The sequence below is a fragment of the Colwellia sp. 12G3 genome (assembly GCF_002836775.1).
Taxonomy (GTDB): domain Bacteria; phylum Pseudomonadota; class Gammaproteobacteria; order Enterobacterales; family Alteromonadaceae; genus Colwellia.
Map to the genome: position 1 here is coordinate 240,709 of NZ_PJAQ01000065.1, position 14,509 is coordinate 255,217.

11 protein-coding genes are annotated in these 14,509 nt (G+C 38.9%); 6 read left to right on the forward strand and 5 right to left on the reverse strand.

Features of this window, described 5'->3' with window-relative positions; genetic code table 11:
* The first annotated feature begins 161 nt into the window (after window positions 1-161).
* Window positions 162-1,292, forward strand: coding sequence for a methionine aminotransferase (locus tag CXF71_RS14160; RefSeq protein WP_232771492.1), 1,131 nt, complete (start codon window positions 162-164; stop codon window positions 1,290-1,292).
* Window positions 1,280-2,074, forward strand: coding sequence for an amidohydrolase (locus tag CXF71_RS14165; RefSeq protein WP_101233605.1), 795 nt, complete (start codon window positions 1,280-1,282; stop codon window positions 2,072-2,074). The genes CXF71_RS14160 and CXF71_RS14165 overlap by 13 nt, the downstream gene beginning before the upstream one ends.
* A gap of 48 nt (window positions 2,075-2,122) precedes the next feature.
* Here the strand turns inward: CXF71_RS14165 and CXF71_RS14170 are convergent, their stop codons facing one another.
* The 3 genes from CXF71_RS14170 to CXF71_RS14180 form a co-directional block, all read right to left on the reverse strand.
* Window positions 2,123-3,451: a M20/M25/M40 family metallo-hydrolase gene (locus tag CXF71_RS14170; RefSeq protein ID WP_101233606.1), complete on the reverse strand. Its 1,329-nt coding sequence runs from the start codon at window positions 3,449-3,451 to the stop codon at window positions 2,123-2,125.
* Window positions 3,452-3,832: 381 nt separating this feature from the next.
* A complete protein-coding gene (locus tag CXF71_RS14175) occupies window positions 3,833-4,450 on the reverse strand; it encodes a DUF5610 domain-containing protein (RefSeq protein WP_101233607.1) in 618 nt (205 codons plus the stop codon).
* 426 nt (window positions 4,451-4,876) lie between these two features.
* Window positions 4,877-5,659 carry a Crp/Fnr family transcriptional regulator gene (locus CXF71_RS14180; protein WP_101233608.1) on the reverse strand — a complete coding sequence of 261 codons (783 nt, stop codon included), beginning with the start codon at window positions 5,657-5,659 and terminating at the stop codon, window positions 4,877-4,879.
* Window positions 5,660-6,049: 390 nt separating this feature from the next.
* Between CXF71_RS14180 and dnaK the strand changes: the two genes are divergently transcribed.
* Entirely contained in the window at window positions 6,050-7,957 is a 1,908-nt protein-coding gene (dnaK, locus tag CXF71_RS14185; RefSeq protein WP_101233609.1) for a molecular chaperone DnaK, read from the forward strand.
* A gap of 363 nt (window positions 7,958-8,320) precedes the next feature.
* On the opposite strand, the gene CXF71_RS14195 is transcribed toward dnaK, so the two are convergent.
* Window positions 8,321-9,709: an aminotransferase-like domain-containing protein gene (locus CXF71_RS14195; protein ID WP_101233611.1), complete on the reverse strand. Its 1,389-nt coding sequence runs from the start codon at window positions 9,707-9,709 to the stop codon at window positions 8,321-8,323.
* A gap of 116 nt (window positions 9,710-9,825) precedes the next feature.
* Here CXF71_RS14195 and CXF71_RS14200 point away from each other — a divergent pair, with 116 nt between their 5' ends.
* From CXF71_RS14200 to CXF71_RS14210, 3 genes are all read left to right on the forward strand, one after another.
* Complete coding sequence (locus tag CXF71_RS14200) at window positions 9,826-10,434, forward strand: LysE family translocator (RefSeq protein ID WP_101233612.1); 609 nt, start codon at window positions 9,826-9,828, stop codon at window positions 10,432-10,434.
* 1 nt (window position 10,435) lies between these two features.
* On the forward strand, window positions 10,436-10,912 hold the full coding sequence (locus CXF71_RS14205; RefSeq protein WP_101233613.1) for a GNAT family N-acetyltransferase: 477 nt from the start codon (window positions 10,436-10,438) through the stop codon (window positions 10,910-10,912).
* 781 nt (window positions 10,913-11,693) lie between these two features.
* Entirely contained in the window at window positions 11,694-12,935 is a 1,242-nt protein-coding gene (locus tag CXF71_RS14210; RefSeq protein WP_101233614.1) for a cation:proton antiporter, read from the forward strand.
* A 167-nt stretch (window positions 12,936-13,102) separates the two neighbouring features.
* On the opposite strand, the gene CXF71_RS14215 is transcribed toward CXF71_RS14210, so the two are convergent.
* Window positions 13,103-14,176, reverse strand: coding sequence for a type 1 glutamine amidotransferase domain-containing protein (locus CXF71_RS14215; protein ID WP_101233615.1), 1,074 nt, complete (start codon window positions 14,174-14,176; stop codon window positions 13,103-13,105).
* Between the last annotated feature and the right edge of the window lie 333 nt (window positions 14,177-14,509).

Consider the following 14,509-nt stretch of genomic DNA (forward strand, 5'->3'; position numbering starts at 1 on the left):
CCTTTACATTCCACTTATCGGTTCACTGTCTATTTAAAAACAGTCACTTGAACAATGCTTAATTAAGCAATACGTACCTAATCAAAGTAATCAGGGAGTCTTTTGTGTCATCTTCTTTTACCAGTAAACTGCCCAACCTAGAAACCAGTATTTTCACTGAAATGTCGATAATGGCTAATCAGTATCAAGCCATTAATTTATCTCAAGGTTTTCCTGAATTTGATACCCCAGCTTTTTTGAAAGATAAAATTAATCAGGCCATTAGTGACGGTAAGAACCAGTACTCACCATCAAATGGTTTACCTGATCTGTTAACCCAAATTGCCAACATGATACATAGGCAGTATCAAGTGGATTTAGCCGATGAGCAAAAGCTCGATGGACTAAATAACATCACTATTACCTCAGGCGCTACCGAAGCATTATGGGTCGCGATACAAACGCTGGTGCGTCAAGATGATGAAGTAATTGTTTTTGACCCTGCCTACGATTCTTATGAACCTGCCATTGAACTTGCTGGCGGAATTTGTCGCCATATCGCACTTGATGCGCCAAGTTATGCAATAAACTGGACCGTAGTAGAACAAAACATCAATACAAAAACACGCGCCATTATTATCAACAGCCCACACAATCCAACAGGCTCAATATTGAGTCAGTCTGATTTGATTACGCTACAAGCGTTGGTTGAGAAATATAATTTATATGTCATCAGCGACGAAGTTTACGAACATATGACTTTTGATGGCTTACGCCATGAGAGTGTTTTGCGTTACCCAGACTTATTCAAACGCGCCTTTGTTGTTTCTAGTTTTGGTAAAACCTTTCATTGTACTGGCTGGAAAATGGGTTATTGTGCCGCACCCGATACCCTTATGGCTGAATTTAGAAAAATTCATCAATACGTTACCTTTTGCTCATTTACGCCGGCACAAATAGCCATAGCGCAAATGTTAAAAGAACAACCAGCGCATATCACCGCGTTAGCAAACTTCTATCAGCAAAAAAGAGACCTGCTCATTAACGCACTGAATGACTCTCGTTTTACGCTACTGCCTTCACAAGGCACTTATTTCTTATTACTCGATTATTCAGCAATATCAGTACTTAATGATCGAGACTTTTGTCAGTGGTTAACCAAGAAAATAGGCGTTGCCGCCATTCCACTCAGCCCATTTTACCCAGCAGAGCAACGAGAGGCTTATCATCAAAATAATAAAGTTATCCGACTTTGCTTTGCTAAAAATGACGATACTTTACTTAAAGCCGCGGAAATATTATGTCAACTTTAACCATAGCCGCAGTGCAATATGATATTCATTGGTTAGACCAACAAGCCAATTTCAATCACTTAGAACAGCTCATCGAAAATCACTTTACTAACAATGTGGCGGTCGACTTATTATTGCTACCCGAAACATTTTCGACTGGCTTTTGTATTAACAGCAGTGAAGTACAAGAGCCCGAAGATGGCGGCCTTGCCTTAGCCTGGTTAAAGAAAATAGCACAACAATATAACTGCGTCGTTGCGGGTAGTGTTTTAGTAAGTCAAAACGATAAAAAGGTGAATCGATTTTATTGGGTATGCGCTGATGGCTCCGTTGAACAGTACGACAAACGTCATTTATTTCGTTTGGGTAAAGAGCAAGACCATGTTGAACAAGGCCAAAACAGAAAAATAATTACGATTAACGGCATCAAGATACTGCCATTAGTTTGTTATGATTTACGCTTTCCTGTTTGGTCTAGAAATCGCCAAGATTATGATCTTATGGTCAATGTCGCTAATTGGCCTGCTGCCCGACGTAATGTCTGGGATACCTTATTAAAAGCACGGGCAATGGAGAATCAAAGCTTTGTTGTGGGCGTTAATCGTATCGGAGATGATGGCAGAAATACCCCTCACTCTGGTGGCACTACAATCATTGATTTTACCGGTGAAACCATTGTTTCTGCCGCTGATAACCAACAACAGATCATTACCACTCAACTCGATTTTAGTAAGCTTGAACAATTCAAAAATGACTTCCCTGCCTTTTTAGATGCGGATGAATTTACCTTAGAAAATCAGTAAAGTTAAACAAAATTAACACTGCATTTTGTTTAGCTTTATTGTTTAGCTTTATTGTTTAGATAAGCGATAAATCAAAATTGCCGTTTTTTCGATATTTTTATTTAATGTGGTTAAATCGGCAATTTCATTTTTAGTATGTGCCCCAGAGCCCATTAAACCAAGGCCATCCAGTGACATATCAACATGTTCTGCCGCAAATGAAATATCGGCTGCGCCTGCTTTTCGTGGGTTGGCAGGCTTTACCGCGTTATAGCCTAAGTCTTGACTAACTTGGCTATATAACGCCAATAAGCCTAAGTTACCTTGGGTGAGTGCCATCGGTGGATAACCCTCTTCAAATATCAGTTCAGCTTGCGTATGGTTTAAATTATTTTTAACTATATTTTGCATGATTTGTTTAGCACTTTTTAACTGCTTAGCTGAAAGTGCTCTTAAATCACCTGTCACTTTCGCTTTTTGCGCAATAACATTACTTTTACCAAATGCAGAACCAGATGATTTAGCGACATCAAAATCTATACTAGTACCACCTATGATCATGCCGGGGTTAAAAGTCAGGTTTTCTTCATGCTCTAATTGGGACCTAAACGTTTCTAAAATACGCGCTGTTTCATAAATTGCACCATAGCCTATTTCGTCATTAAATATTTGAGACGAGTGTGCTGGTTTTCCTTCAACGTTTAAAGTCCAACCGGTATAACCTCTACGTGCAGCCATCCCTGTATTTATATTGTTATCACCATTTTCATAACCTAGGGCAATATCAGCCCAGATAGCGCCATCAACAATGGCTTTTTTTGATAACGATAAAGGACGGCCACTGCTTTCTTCATCACCGGTTAACAGTACTTTGATACTGATATTATCAAGTAAATTAAGTTTTTTTAATGCCCGCATAGCAGAAATTATAATGGCATTACCGCCTTTCATATCAGCAATACCTGGGCCTGAAGCTTGTGTTTCATTAAGCATTGTAAACGTTTGGAAATCATCCTTTTTGGAAAATACAGTATCTAGATGACCAATCATTAAAATTTTAAGCGCGTTTGGATTACTACTTTGGTGAGTTGCTAAAATATGGCCTGCCCGATTAAAAGCACTACCGTCGAGCCATTGCACTTCAAAGCCGATTGCTGAAAGCTGTTGTTTGGCCAATAAACCAACCTGTGTTACGCCTTCAAGATTCATTGAACCACTATTTATATTTACCGCTTGCTCAATGTCTTTAAGTGCTTGTGGCAATAGTAATTCTACTTGTTTAACTATGTTTTGTTCATTGATATCTAAAGGTGTTTTTGCATAGGCACTATTTACTATAGAAGACGTTAATGAAGCGGCTAAAAAAACTAATAGGGATGTGTTGATTAATTTAAACATCGTTATCTGACATAGACTTAAAGGGCATTTAATATCTATTAAAAGCAATTTTATTGCAAATAAATAAATTTACCTACTATCAATTTATTTAGGTAATAAATTGATAGTATTGAAATTTAACATGCTTGTATCACGTTGCAATGGCGACTACATTTTCCTGTAATAGCTAACGATAAACTCAATAGTATCGCGTTTAGAATTTAATATGCCAGCCAAAATGATTAATCATTGATGAGAACACAGGTTTGCTTGCTTATTGTGCGCAGAATAATGGCATTGCTATTAAAACTAGCAAAGAAGATGCTCCGTTATTCGCTATACGCCACATCCTTGTAACGTATCAGTAGTCGTTATCAATTAACGTTCAAATGGCCGTGCGGATTACTCACTTTCTTTTTCACTAAAAGAATCCACAAAAGACTGTATGCCTTCTTGAATTAACGTATAAGTTTTATCAATATTACTTTCAATATCTCCCGCTAGTACTTTTAAACCGCCAAGTATATCTTTAGCTTCACCAAAACCTTGATCAATGCCACCACTAATAATATCAACAAAAGCCGTTAACGATTCCTCTTCACTCATCTCTGGATGCTGTTCTCGATAAGAACCCAAAAACTGGGTGCTAAAAGAAACAATACGTTCTGCCGTTGCTTCTGGACTGAAATCAACGCCAGACTCATAAGCATCTTCCACGTTACTATCAACTCCGCTTGCTTTAAGGGCTTCATTTATGCCCTGCAAAGCAGTTTTTAACATCAGTGACAGTGGTTTATCGCCAATTGTGTTGCTGAATTTCAATGACGATTCGATAATGGCTGCATTAAGTTGTTTTTTCTGGGTTACATGAATAGGCTCTTTTACTTCCCCTATTTTTTTCTCATGCGCAAGCTCAGATACTTGCTGCCCCATAGGGCCGTTCTCTTTTTTATCCGGTGCTTTTGCTAGAGATCGAACATCTTGGCTAAATGTCGTATTCGGGTTAATTGGTGAACTCATAATATTTACCTTAATTTATCAAAGCCGATATCCGTAACCATCCAATATACAGGTTTCAGAGTGCTCAAGCGCTTCTGCGATGGGGTTAAAATGTCTTTATACTGCGTTAAATAATGAAACCATAGAATAACTATACTTAAATTATTTCTCTTGCCTAAAGGCATTTAAACTCCCACTGAAATCCTGCACTTTGATTGGTAACGGGTATATATAAAAAGTATCGGCAAATTTAAGTATAACTTAAGAATTTAGCTGTATGTATTTTAGCCACAACTTTCCCAACTAAAGTAAACTATCAACGACATTGCTTAGCGGTCAGTTTTTTTAACCACGCAGCGCTTAGGTATACCAAAGCAAATGGAAATAGCAATCTTATTAAAATGCCCCTGACTCAACTCATTAGCAGACTTTAAAAAGAGTCAATTATTAACTTTTATTCTGCGGCTGGTTATTCATCAAAGGGGCATTAGGCAAATTCTCAGTGTATTTCGCTGCTTTTTCTAATGCTTCTAAATCTTTAATAATCAGTTGATTACGTTTTTTATCGATAGTGCCCTCTTTTTTCCAGTGCTGTAATTGCTTATTGATCACTTGTCTTACTGACCCCGTCATCCGCGCCAACGTTTCATCGCTTAAACCATTCACTAAATGATGCTCATGCTCTTTTTCTTTACGGCCGGTATAGAATTTAATTTTATTAATATGCTGTAAAATGATGCGGCTTAAACGTGTCGTTACATCGTTCAGAATTAAGCTACTTGCCTGTTGCTCTTTTTCGCGCATTTTTTTTGCTAAATAAGGCATAAATTGTTGGTTAAATGTAGGATAGGTCCACAACCAATGCCGCATAGTTGACAGTCTGACTGACAGTAATTTTACCGATGTTAGCGGTGAAATAATAACGTCATGCGGTTGCTCATCAAATAACACCATTAAATCAAAACAATCTCCGGCATACAGCATATCTAACGTTGCTTCTCTACCGGTATCGGGGTTACTTTGTTTTATTTCTAATTGTCCGTCAATAATCACAAAAAAACGTTGCATTAAAATATCTGAATTAATGTAATCACCTTTAAGCCATTCATTAATCTGAAATTCTTGCTGAAAATCTTCAATTAATTCTTCCGGTAAATCAGCAAAAAGATTAGCTTGTTTGACTAAAACAGGGCTGGCTTTTTGCGGTAAGTGGATAACATCTTCAGGCATAAATAAAATAATGTATTAGTAACGGAAACGAGTATTTTTATTCTACCTCGTTGAGTCTATATAGCAAAACCTTATATTTATTAGTCACTTTCATCTTAATAAAATCCAAGTTATGTCTTGATTTATAAAACAAAAACGACAGCCGATAATACAAAATAAACAAATCATCAATACTGTCATATTTATGACAGAAGCATTTTATTACCTTGCGTATCATAGCTCCATTAACCGAACAGCCAAGGTTAAACCAGTCAAGTTAGTTGGTTTATCTAAGGTGGTTTAGGTGGTCAAACTGCTTACTTGGACATTGTCGTAAGCGTAAGACTTTTTATTAAATTTTTTTATGAGATTCTTTCATTAGATTCTTTCATTAGATAATAGGTGATTATTATGAGTAAGATTATTGGTATTGATTTAGGTACAACAAATTCATGTGTAGCGGTTATGGAAGCTGGCGTGGCAAAAATCATTGAAAATGCAGAAGGTAGCAGAACAACCCCATCAATTGTTGCTTATGCAAACAATGAAACATTAGCGGGTCAACCGGCAAAAAGACAGTCAGTGACAAATGCTACCAATACATTATTTGCGATTAAACGATTAATTGGTCGGAAATTTGAAGATAAAGAAGTGCAAAAAGACATTAAGTTAGCACCTTATAAAATAGTAAAGGCAGACAACGGTGATGCATGGGTTGAAGTGAATGGTAAAGCATTGTCGCCACAAGAAGTGTCAGCACAAGTCTTACGGAAATTGAAAAAAGATGCTGAAGCCTATTTAGGTGAAACAGTGACAGAGGCCGTTATAACCGTACCCGCATACTTTAACGACTCACAGCGCCAAGCAACCAAAGACGCAGGTAAAATTGCTGGACTGAATGTTAAGCGCATTATTAATGAACCCACAGCCGCCGCATTGGCGTATGGCGTTGATAAAAATAATAAAGAAGACCAAAAAGTCGTGGTTTACGATTTAGGTGGTGGTACCTTTGATATTTCTATCATTGAAATATCCAATGTCGACGGTGAAAAACAATTTGAAGTGTTGGCCACCAATGGTGATACCTTCTTAGGTGGAGAAGATTTTGATTTACGCCTAATTAACTACCTAGCTGATGAATTCAAAAAAGAAAGCGGTATTGACATTCACCAAGACCCTTTAGCGTTACAGCGCCTTAAAGAAGCGGCTGAAAAAGCGAAAATAGAACTGTCATCTGCACTGCAAACCGACGTCAATTTACCGTACGTAACTGCTGATGCTAATGGCCCTAAACACTTAAATGTACAAGTTACCCGAGCGAAATTAGAATCATTAGTTGATGATTTAGTAAAAAGCACTATCGGACCTTGTGAACAAGCACTAAAAGATGCGGGTTTAAGTAAAGCTGATATTAACGAGGTTATTTTGGTCGGTGGTCAAACACGTATGCCAAAAGTGCAAGAAGCAGTTAAAACCTTCTTTGCTAAAGAACCACGTAAAGATGTAAACCCAGACGAAGCCGTTGCCATAGGTGCTGCCATTCAAGCGGGTGTGTTGTCGGGAGCTGTTAATGATGTGTTATTACTTGATGTCACGCCATTATCGCTCGGTATTGAAACCTTAGGGGGTGTTATGACCAAGCTTATTGAGAAAAATACCACCATACCAACGCGCGCTTCTGAAACGTTCTCAACGGCTGAAGATAATCAAGCCGCTGTAACCGTGCATGTGTTGCAGGGTCAACGAGAAATGGCGACAGATAATAAATCGTTAGGCCAATTTAACTTAAGCGATATTAACCCTGGCCCACGCGGTTCCGTACAAGTTGAGGTAACCTTTGATATTGATGCTAATGGTATTTTAAATGTCTCAGCGAAAGACAAAGCAACAGGCAAGGAGCAAAGCATTAAAATTACCGCCTCAAGTGGTTTAACGGAAGATGAAATTAACCGCATGGTTGATGATGCAGAGCAGCACGCTAGTGAAGACAAACAAAAACGTGAATTAGTTGACCAACGTAATCAAGCAGATCAATTAATTCATACCGTGCAAACATCTATGGAGAGTTTATCTGAAGAGCAAAAATCGGAGCTTAAAACATTAATTGAGCAACTTAAAATGACCGTTAATGGCGATGATAAAGCCGCCATTTTGATGCGAAAAAATAGCTTGCAAGAAGCTTACAGTAAAATGATGCAAGCTAGCCAATCACAACAACAACAACAACAAGCAGCACCGCATGAACATAACGCTGCCAACGATGGAGCTAATGAGGCAGATATAATTGATGCGGATTTTGAAGAAGTAAGCAACGGTTAATCATTGATGATTAACGGATAGATAATATATTTTTATATAACATTTTATTATCGATACTTTGCTTATAAAACCTAAAAATAAAACCGCTAGCATTGATTGTTGGCGGTTTTTTATTGCTTATACCCGTTCCATTGAGTTTGTGTTCAGTTATGCGACGGAAAAATAATTTAATGGTAGCCGCTTGATTGACCAATAGCGAGCTATTGGGATTGAGAGCAACGCCATTGTAGCGTACTTTAACCAGCACAAGTGGCCAATAACTTAATGAGATTAGTATTAGTATTAGTAAAGCATTGATTAGATTAAACAGTCATGGTGATTCTGACTTAACCATAACCATAACCATAACCATAACCAGCCGTTTTACATAAGAGCTTCTTTTAATAAGGGTCCTTGTTCCAATATACTTTTAAGTATATTTAATGCCTCAATTAACTCCTTATGAGTATTAGGCCTGCTTAAACACAGACGAACTGCGGGTAAAGGTATTTGTTGTCCTACCCTGTAGTCATCAGCGCTACGCACCAACACTCCTTTACTTTGTGCCTGTTCAACAAATTCATGGCTCAGCCATCCCTGCGGCAATACCAACCACAAGTTGAAACTACTTTTTTGGCTATATGGCGCCCACAGTGAAAGGCATTGATTCGCCAGTGCTTGTCTTGCATTCATTTCTGATTGCAACCACTTTTCCAGCCGGTCAAGTTCACCATTGTCCATCCATTCACATAACCAATGAATTAATAAAGGTGAATTGGTCCAAGAAGAGGCACGAAGTGATAAACGAATTTTATTAAATACATTCACAGAAGCGACCAAGTAACCAATACGCATGGCGCCGCCAAAACGTTTTGAGAAACTGCTCAAATAAATGCATTGCTCTGGGGCGAGTTGCTGCATGCTCACAAGTTTATCGGTACGGGCAATATACTGAACATCGTCTTCGAGGATCAACACGTTATGCTCACGACAAATATCGACCAACACTTGGCGTCGCTCGACAGAAAGTTGTGTACCACAAGGATTCTGGCTATTAGGGGTTAAATATATCATCCGGGGTTTGTGGCGCTGGCAAGCCTGCAACACTTTTTCAGGAATAATGCCCTCTTCGTCCATGGCAATTGAAATCACTTTTACGCCTTTATCTTGCGCCGCGGCTAACACCCCAGGAAAAACTAAATTTTCCGTTAGAATTGAATCGCCTTCTCGGCAGATAGCATTTATCGAAACACTTATCGCGTGTTGACCACCGTGGGTTATCAAAAAGTTACAGTCATCCAGCACCAGTGGCTCAGAGCTAAGCCAGCGCTGAAAACTACTCCTATGATTAGCGTGGCCAAGTTCGGGCGCATAGGGAAGTAAATGACTTAATAAGTGAGGATCGGTTGCCATTGATACCATAGCATCAGCAATCATCTTGATTTGCGGCCCTTCGGGTGCAAAAGCCGCGCGCATGTCGATTTTTCCTGGAAGATCTTGGTTCATATCATGGGCTAATGCATTGACATTATCCTTTCCTCGAACATAGGTACCACTGCCAACCTGTGCAACAACCAAACCTCGGCGTTCAGCTTCGCTATAACCGCGAGTAATTGTACCTATGGTAACTTGTAGTGCATCGGCCAAACGGCGTTGGGGCGGCAACTTTTCATCACAATGCAGTTCGCCGTTATTAATGGCGACTTCAATAGCATGGGCTAAGGCTAAATATTTAGCTTGATTCTTATCGAGTATCGGCGTCCAAATTGTCATGGTGACAATAAAATCCTTGAGTAAAAATAAAAGATCAATATGATATCAATCAAACATTGACACCCCAATAAAAACCAAATTGTACCCATACAATAGAGCGAGCACAAGGAATTATTATGAATGAACAACTGGCCGCACTCATATTGCCCTTAATGGTCTTTACTCTTACTGCCGCAACGACACCTGGCCCAAATAACATGCTGCTTTCAGCCAATGGCGCTCACTTTGGATTTCGTGCAAGTATGCCATTCGTGTTAGGTATACGGTTAGGTAACATACTACTGGTATTATTTATCAGTCTTGGGCTTGGTGTTTTATTTTCAAAACACCCACAAGCCCAGCAATTACTAAAAATTGGTTGTATTGGTTACATGCTTTATTTAGCGATGAAAATAGCCTTTGCCACTCCATTAAGTAATGTTGATAAAAAATCACAACCACTGAGTTTCTGGCATGGCGCTGGGTTTCAGTTCATCAACCCAAAGGCATGGATGACTGGACTCACTTGTATTTCTGCGTTTACCTTGGCAGGCGATGCATATTTTTACTCGGTATTTATGGTTATATTGGCGTGGAGCATAACAGGAACTTTCGGCAGTCTACTCTGGGTTTGTTGCGGTGTAGCGGTACAACGATTATTAAAAACACCGCGTCATTGGCAAATATTTAACCTTGTGTTGGCGCTGGCGACCTTGAGCAGTGTCATAATGATCATAAGGAACTAATATGCAAAAAGAAATTAATATTCAAGGTGAGGTTTTCTTATTATGTGATGATAAAAGCAATTTGCAGCTGAGTGTCATTCATGATTACTTAACAACGTCATATTGGTCCGAGGGAATATCTAGCGAGCTTATCGATCGGGCGATAGCCAATTCATTGTGTTTTGGGTTGTACCTTAACGCGCAGGAAAATGGGCAGGAAATTAGCAGACAACAAATTGGCTTTGCGCGAGTCACCACTGACAAGGCATCATTTGCTTATCTGGCCGATGTTTTTATTTTGCCAGCCTATGAAAACCTTGGCCTAGGTAGTGCTCTTGTGAGTTTTGTTATGCAACATAATGACCTGCAAGGATTAAGGCGCTTCATGTTATGTACTCGAGATGCACACGGGCTTTACAAAAAATTTGGCTTTACCGAAGTAGACAATCCTAAAATGATGATGCAAATATCTAAACAGGGGCTCTATTTGCCGACTTAGAGTGTTTCGAGTCGTGATGGCACATGCAGTCTAAGGCGGAATACATACACATTTTAGTAAATTATTCCCTTGGCAATCCCATAGCACTCGAACAGTGAAAACATAAATCATCAATTTTGTGCTTAGCGTAATACCTGCGATATTGATTAAGCAATGTCGTCCCTGAAAAACAGCAGTTTCTCCCACCGAGACAGATAATTATAACTAACCTGAACTCTGGATAATGAGTGCTTGATATTTAAGCGAAGAGACTGATTTATCCTATAAAACAAAGGTATAACAAGGTCAAGGTTGCTATATCCACTATCAATGTTTCATTCTATTCTATTATCAAGGCAAAACGTTTATGAATAGCTGGCTATTTATCGACGTTTTAACGCTGAGAATGGGATAAAAGGGAATATTGAGCAAGTGCTGCTTATCCAGAGTTCAGGTTAACTACTCAGCCCCATTTTATTACACCTTTATTCTTGCTCTCGTCGTGACCTCCTCCAAAAAATAAAAGAGTCTATCGACGAACAGGCTGGGAAATAAAATAGTACTGAGGTGTTCCTCATATTTTTCGATGTTGAACAAAATAGTTCACTACAAAAACAACCTTTTAATGCGATAAAAATTGAGAACATTGACCCAGCACAACGATATAGCGAGTTTGTTTTTTTGATATGTAATCTTTTAAAAATATGGTTTATAACTAAGTGAATGGTTTAAAAAACAGGCAGGTAGTTATCTGCCTGTTTTTATATTGATAACTTCTTTTACTTGGAGCTAAACCCAAAAAATGCATGATCTTACAATTTTAGCCATTATTTGGGCCAGTGTTTTCATCGCTGCTTATCTTGCTGATAAGACAAGGTTAACCCCTGTTTTATGGTATTTATTTTGTGGCATCATTTTAGTTAACACCACTATTTTACCAAAAGAAATGCCGGTATTTATTACCGACTTTGCCGACCTCGGTATCATCGTTATTATGTTTGCTTTAGGTTTTGAGGAAGATACCAATAACTTTATCTGCAGTATCAAACGCAGTTGGGGCATCGCACTTTTTGGCGCAATAGCCCCTTTTGTTATCGCCTACTTTACTGCCCTTTATTACTGGCAAGATCACAATACCGCTTTAATGTGTGGCTTAGCTATGACCGCAACCGCGGTTTCTTTAACCATGGTATCCCTTAAAGATGAAGGCTTACATGGCAGTCCAGCAGCAACAGGCATAATGACCTCTGCGGTGTTAGACGATATTGGCTCGCTTGCTTTAGTGGCAATTATGGTGCCTATTGCAACAGGAGAAGCCACCGCGACATTCTCTGGTATTGCTTGGGTGTTAGGCAAAGCTATCGCCTTTTTCGTCATGGTGGTAATTATTGGTAATTGGCTTTTTCCGGCCAGCCAAGGATTGTTGAAGAAAATCCCAGTGCTTGGTCAGATCAACTTGCGCGGGCTTTTATCCATGGGCAAAGGCGAATACACTATTTTGTCATTAATGCTTATTGCGGTCACTGTCGGTTTACTTGCCCATGAATTTGGCTTTCACCCCGCAATTGGCGCTTATATGGCAGGCTTAGTTGTTCATCGTGAGTATTTTGATTTTCATCAAGAGCAACAAGTTGATTTTTATCAACAAGCTAAAGAGATGATTGATAACGTTGCTTTTACCTGGATTGGTCCAGTATTTTTTATCACCTTAGGCGCTAAACTTATTTTTGACCTTGAAATATTCTTCTCCGTACTGCCTGAATCTTTATTCTTATTTATCGCGTTATTTATCGGTCAAATATCTTCAGCAAGTCTGGCAGCGCGGTTCACGGGGGGCTTTAATTGGCCCGAGAGCTTAATGATAGGTTTTGGCATGTTAGGCCGTGCTGAACTTGCTTTTGTGGTAATGAATATTGCCTTTGTTCAATACCAAATAATCTCAGTAGAAGCCTTTTATACCTTAATGCTGACTTGCTTCATGTTAAATATTTCAGTGCCATTAACCATTCGTTGGTGGAAGACCAAGTTTGCCCCTGACGGTTGATAATTCTATTGATTCGATATTTCAGTTGGCGTTTGATGCCTTCCTAAGCGTCCCATCGCCGCCAATCCTCTACATTCACTCTGGCCCCGTTTATTTTATTATTCCAGCTCAGTGAATAGAAAAAGCAACCTAATAAGCCAAAGAGAATTATTAGGTTGGTATAAGCGTTAACGCAACTGCTTTAGTTGATTTGCCAAACTTAACAGGTCAATGCCTTTACTGATATCGAACTGCATAAAGGCTAAAATACTGTGCATCACAATGAGAATACGTTGATAAGCTTGTGGTTTTTGTTTTAGTTCTTCTTTTGCTGCAGCAAAACCGTGTGAATCATAGGTCATTAAAAGCTCAACCGCATGCTCTTCAGCGGTCCATTCTCTAGCTTTAGGTTGGTAACCTAGTTCAGCCACTACTTTTTCCGCTAATGTCCATACAGACCAAGGGTTTTGACCGGTAATTAATTTTCCATCTTGAGTGACTTTTTCTAAATAGGTCGTACCTGCCTGAAATTGGGCGCCTTGTTCAATCAATTTATCTTCAAGTAAAAAGGGAAATATTTTCTTCGCTTCAGGAATTAATAAAAGTTCTTCATCGTTGGTAAAACCGCTGACTTTCTTGTTTGAAAGTAGCATTTCGCCATTATCTAATACAACGTTAACAAGTGCTGAAGGACCATGGCATACAGCACTGACTACTTTGTTGTTTTGATACAGTGTTTTGGCAATATTTTGCACATGAGCATTATCAGGAAAATCAAACATAGTGCCCTTTCCACCGACAAAATATACCGCTTCATAATCGTTCGGATTTACGTCTGCCAGTGCAATAGAGTTTGCCACTTTTTGTTGAATAGCGTCGTCATTTAAAAAAGCATAGTCATAGGATCCCATGTCCTCCCCATCGATCACTACCGGTGGCTTACCTCCCTTTGGACTAGCGATATCAACGTTGAAACCATTTGCCGTAAACACCCAGTAAGCACGAGCGAGTTCAGTGTGTTCATAACCAGTATCTTTATCTTCCCCCATTTTATCAACACTAGTAACCACGGCTAAAATTTTACCTCTGTACGCTGGAATATTTTGGGTAACGTAGGGTAAATCACTGACTTGTGTTTTCTTTATCGCTACAAAGTGTGCTTTTTCAGGTAATAAACTTTTGACCCAAGTTTTAGCGCCAAATAATGAACCCGCTACTAGAACAATTAAGGTGACTGAGATAATGACTATTTTCTTAAGCATGCGTGTTGCTCCTTTAATTTCGTTAGCACTAGCTTAAATAAAAGTAAGTGAAATAAATGTGAAATGGTTTACTTTAAGCAGAAATACTCTGGGTAGTATTTGATTTTTCGTTCAACCAGTAGGTTGTTATGATTTCGCCTTTAAGCAAATAATAAAGGTGATACATATCAATTGTACCGACCTATTTGCTAATTCCTTTTCTATTCATCCTTTTTAATAGTGAAGTGATATCTAAATGAGTAATAGCGCAAAAGCTCACTTTTTAAACGTTAATGTGCAATATTCGAGACTAATTGCCTAGGTTTACCTGGTCTTTGCTGTTACCTCGATAAC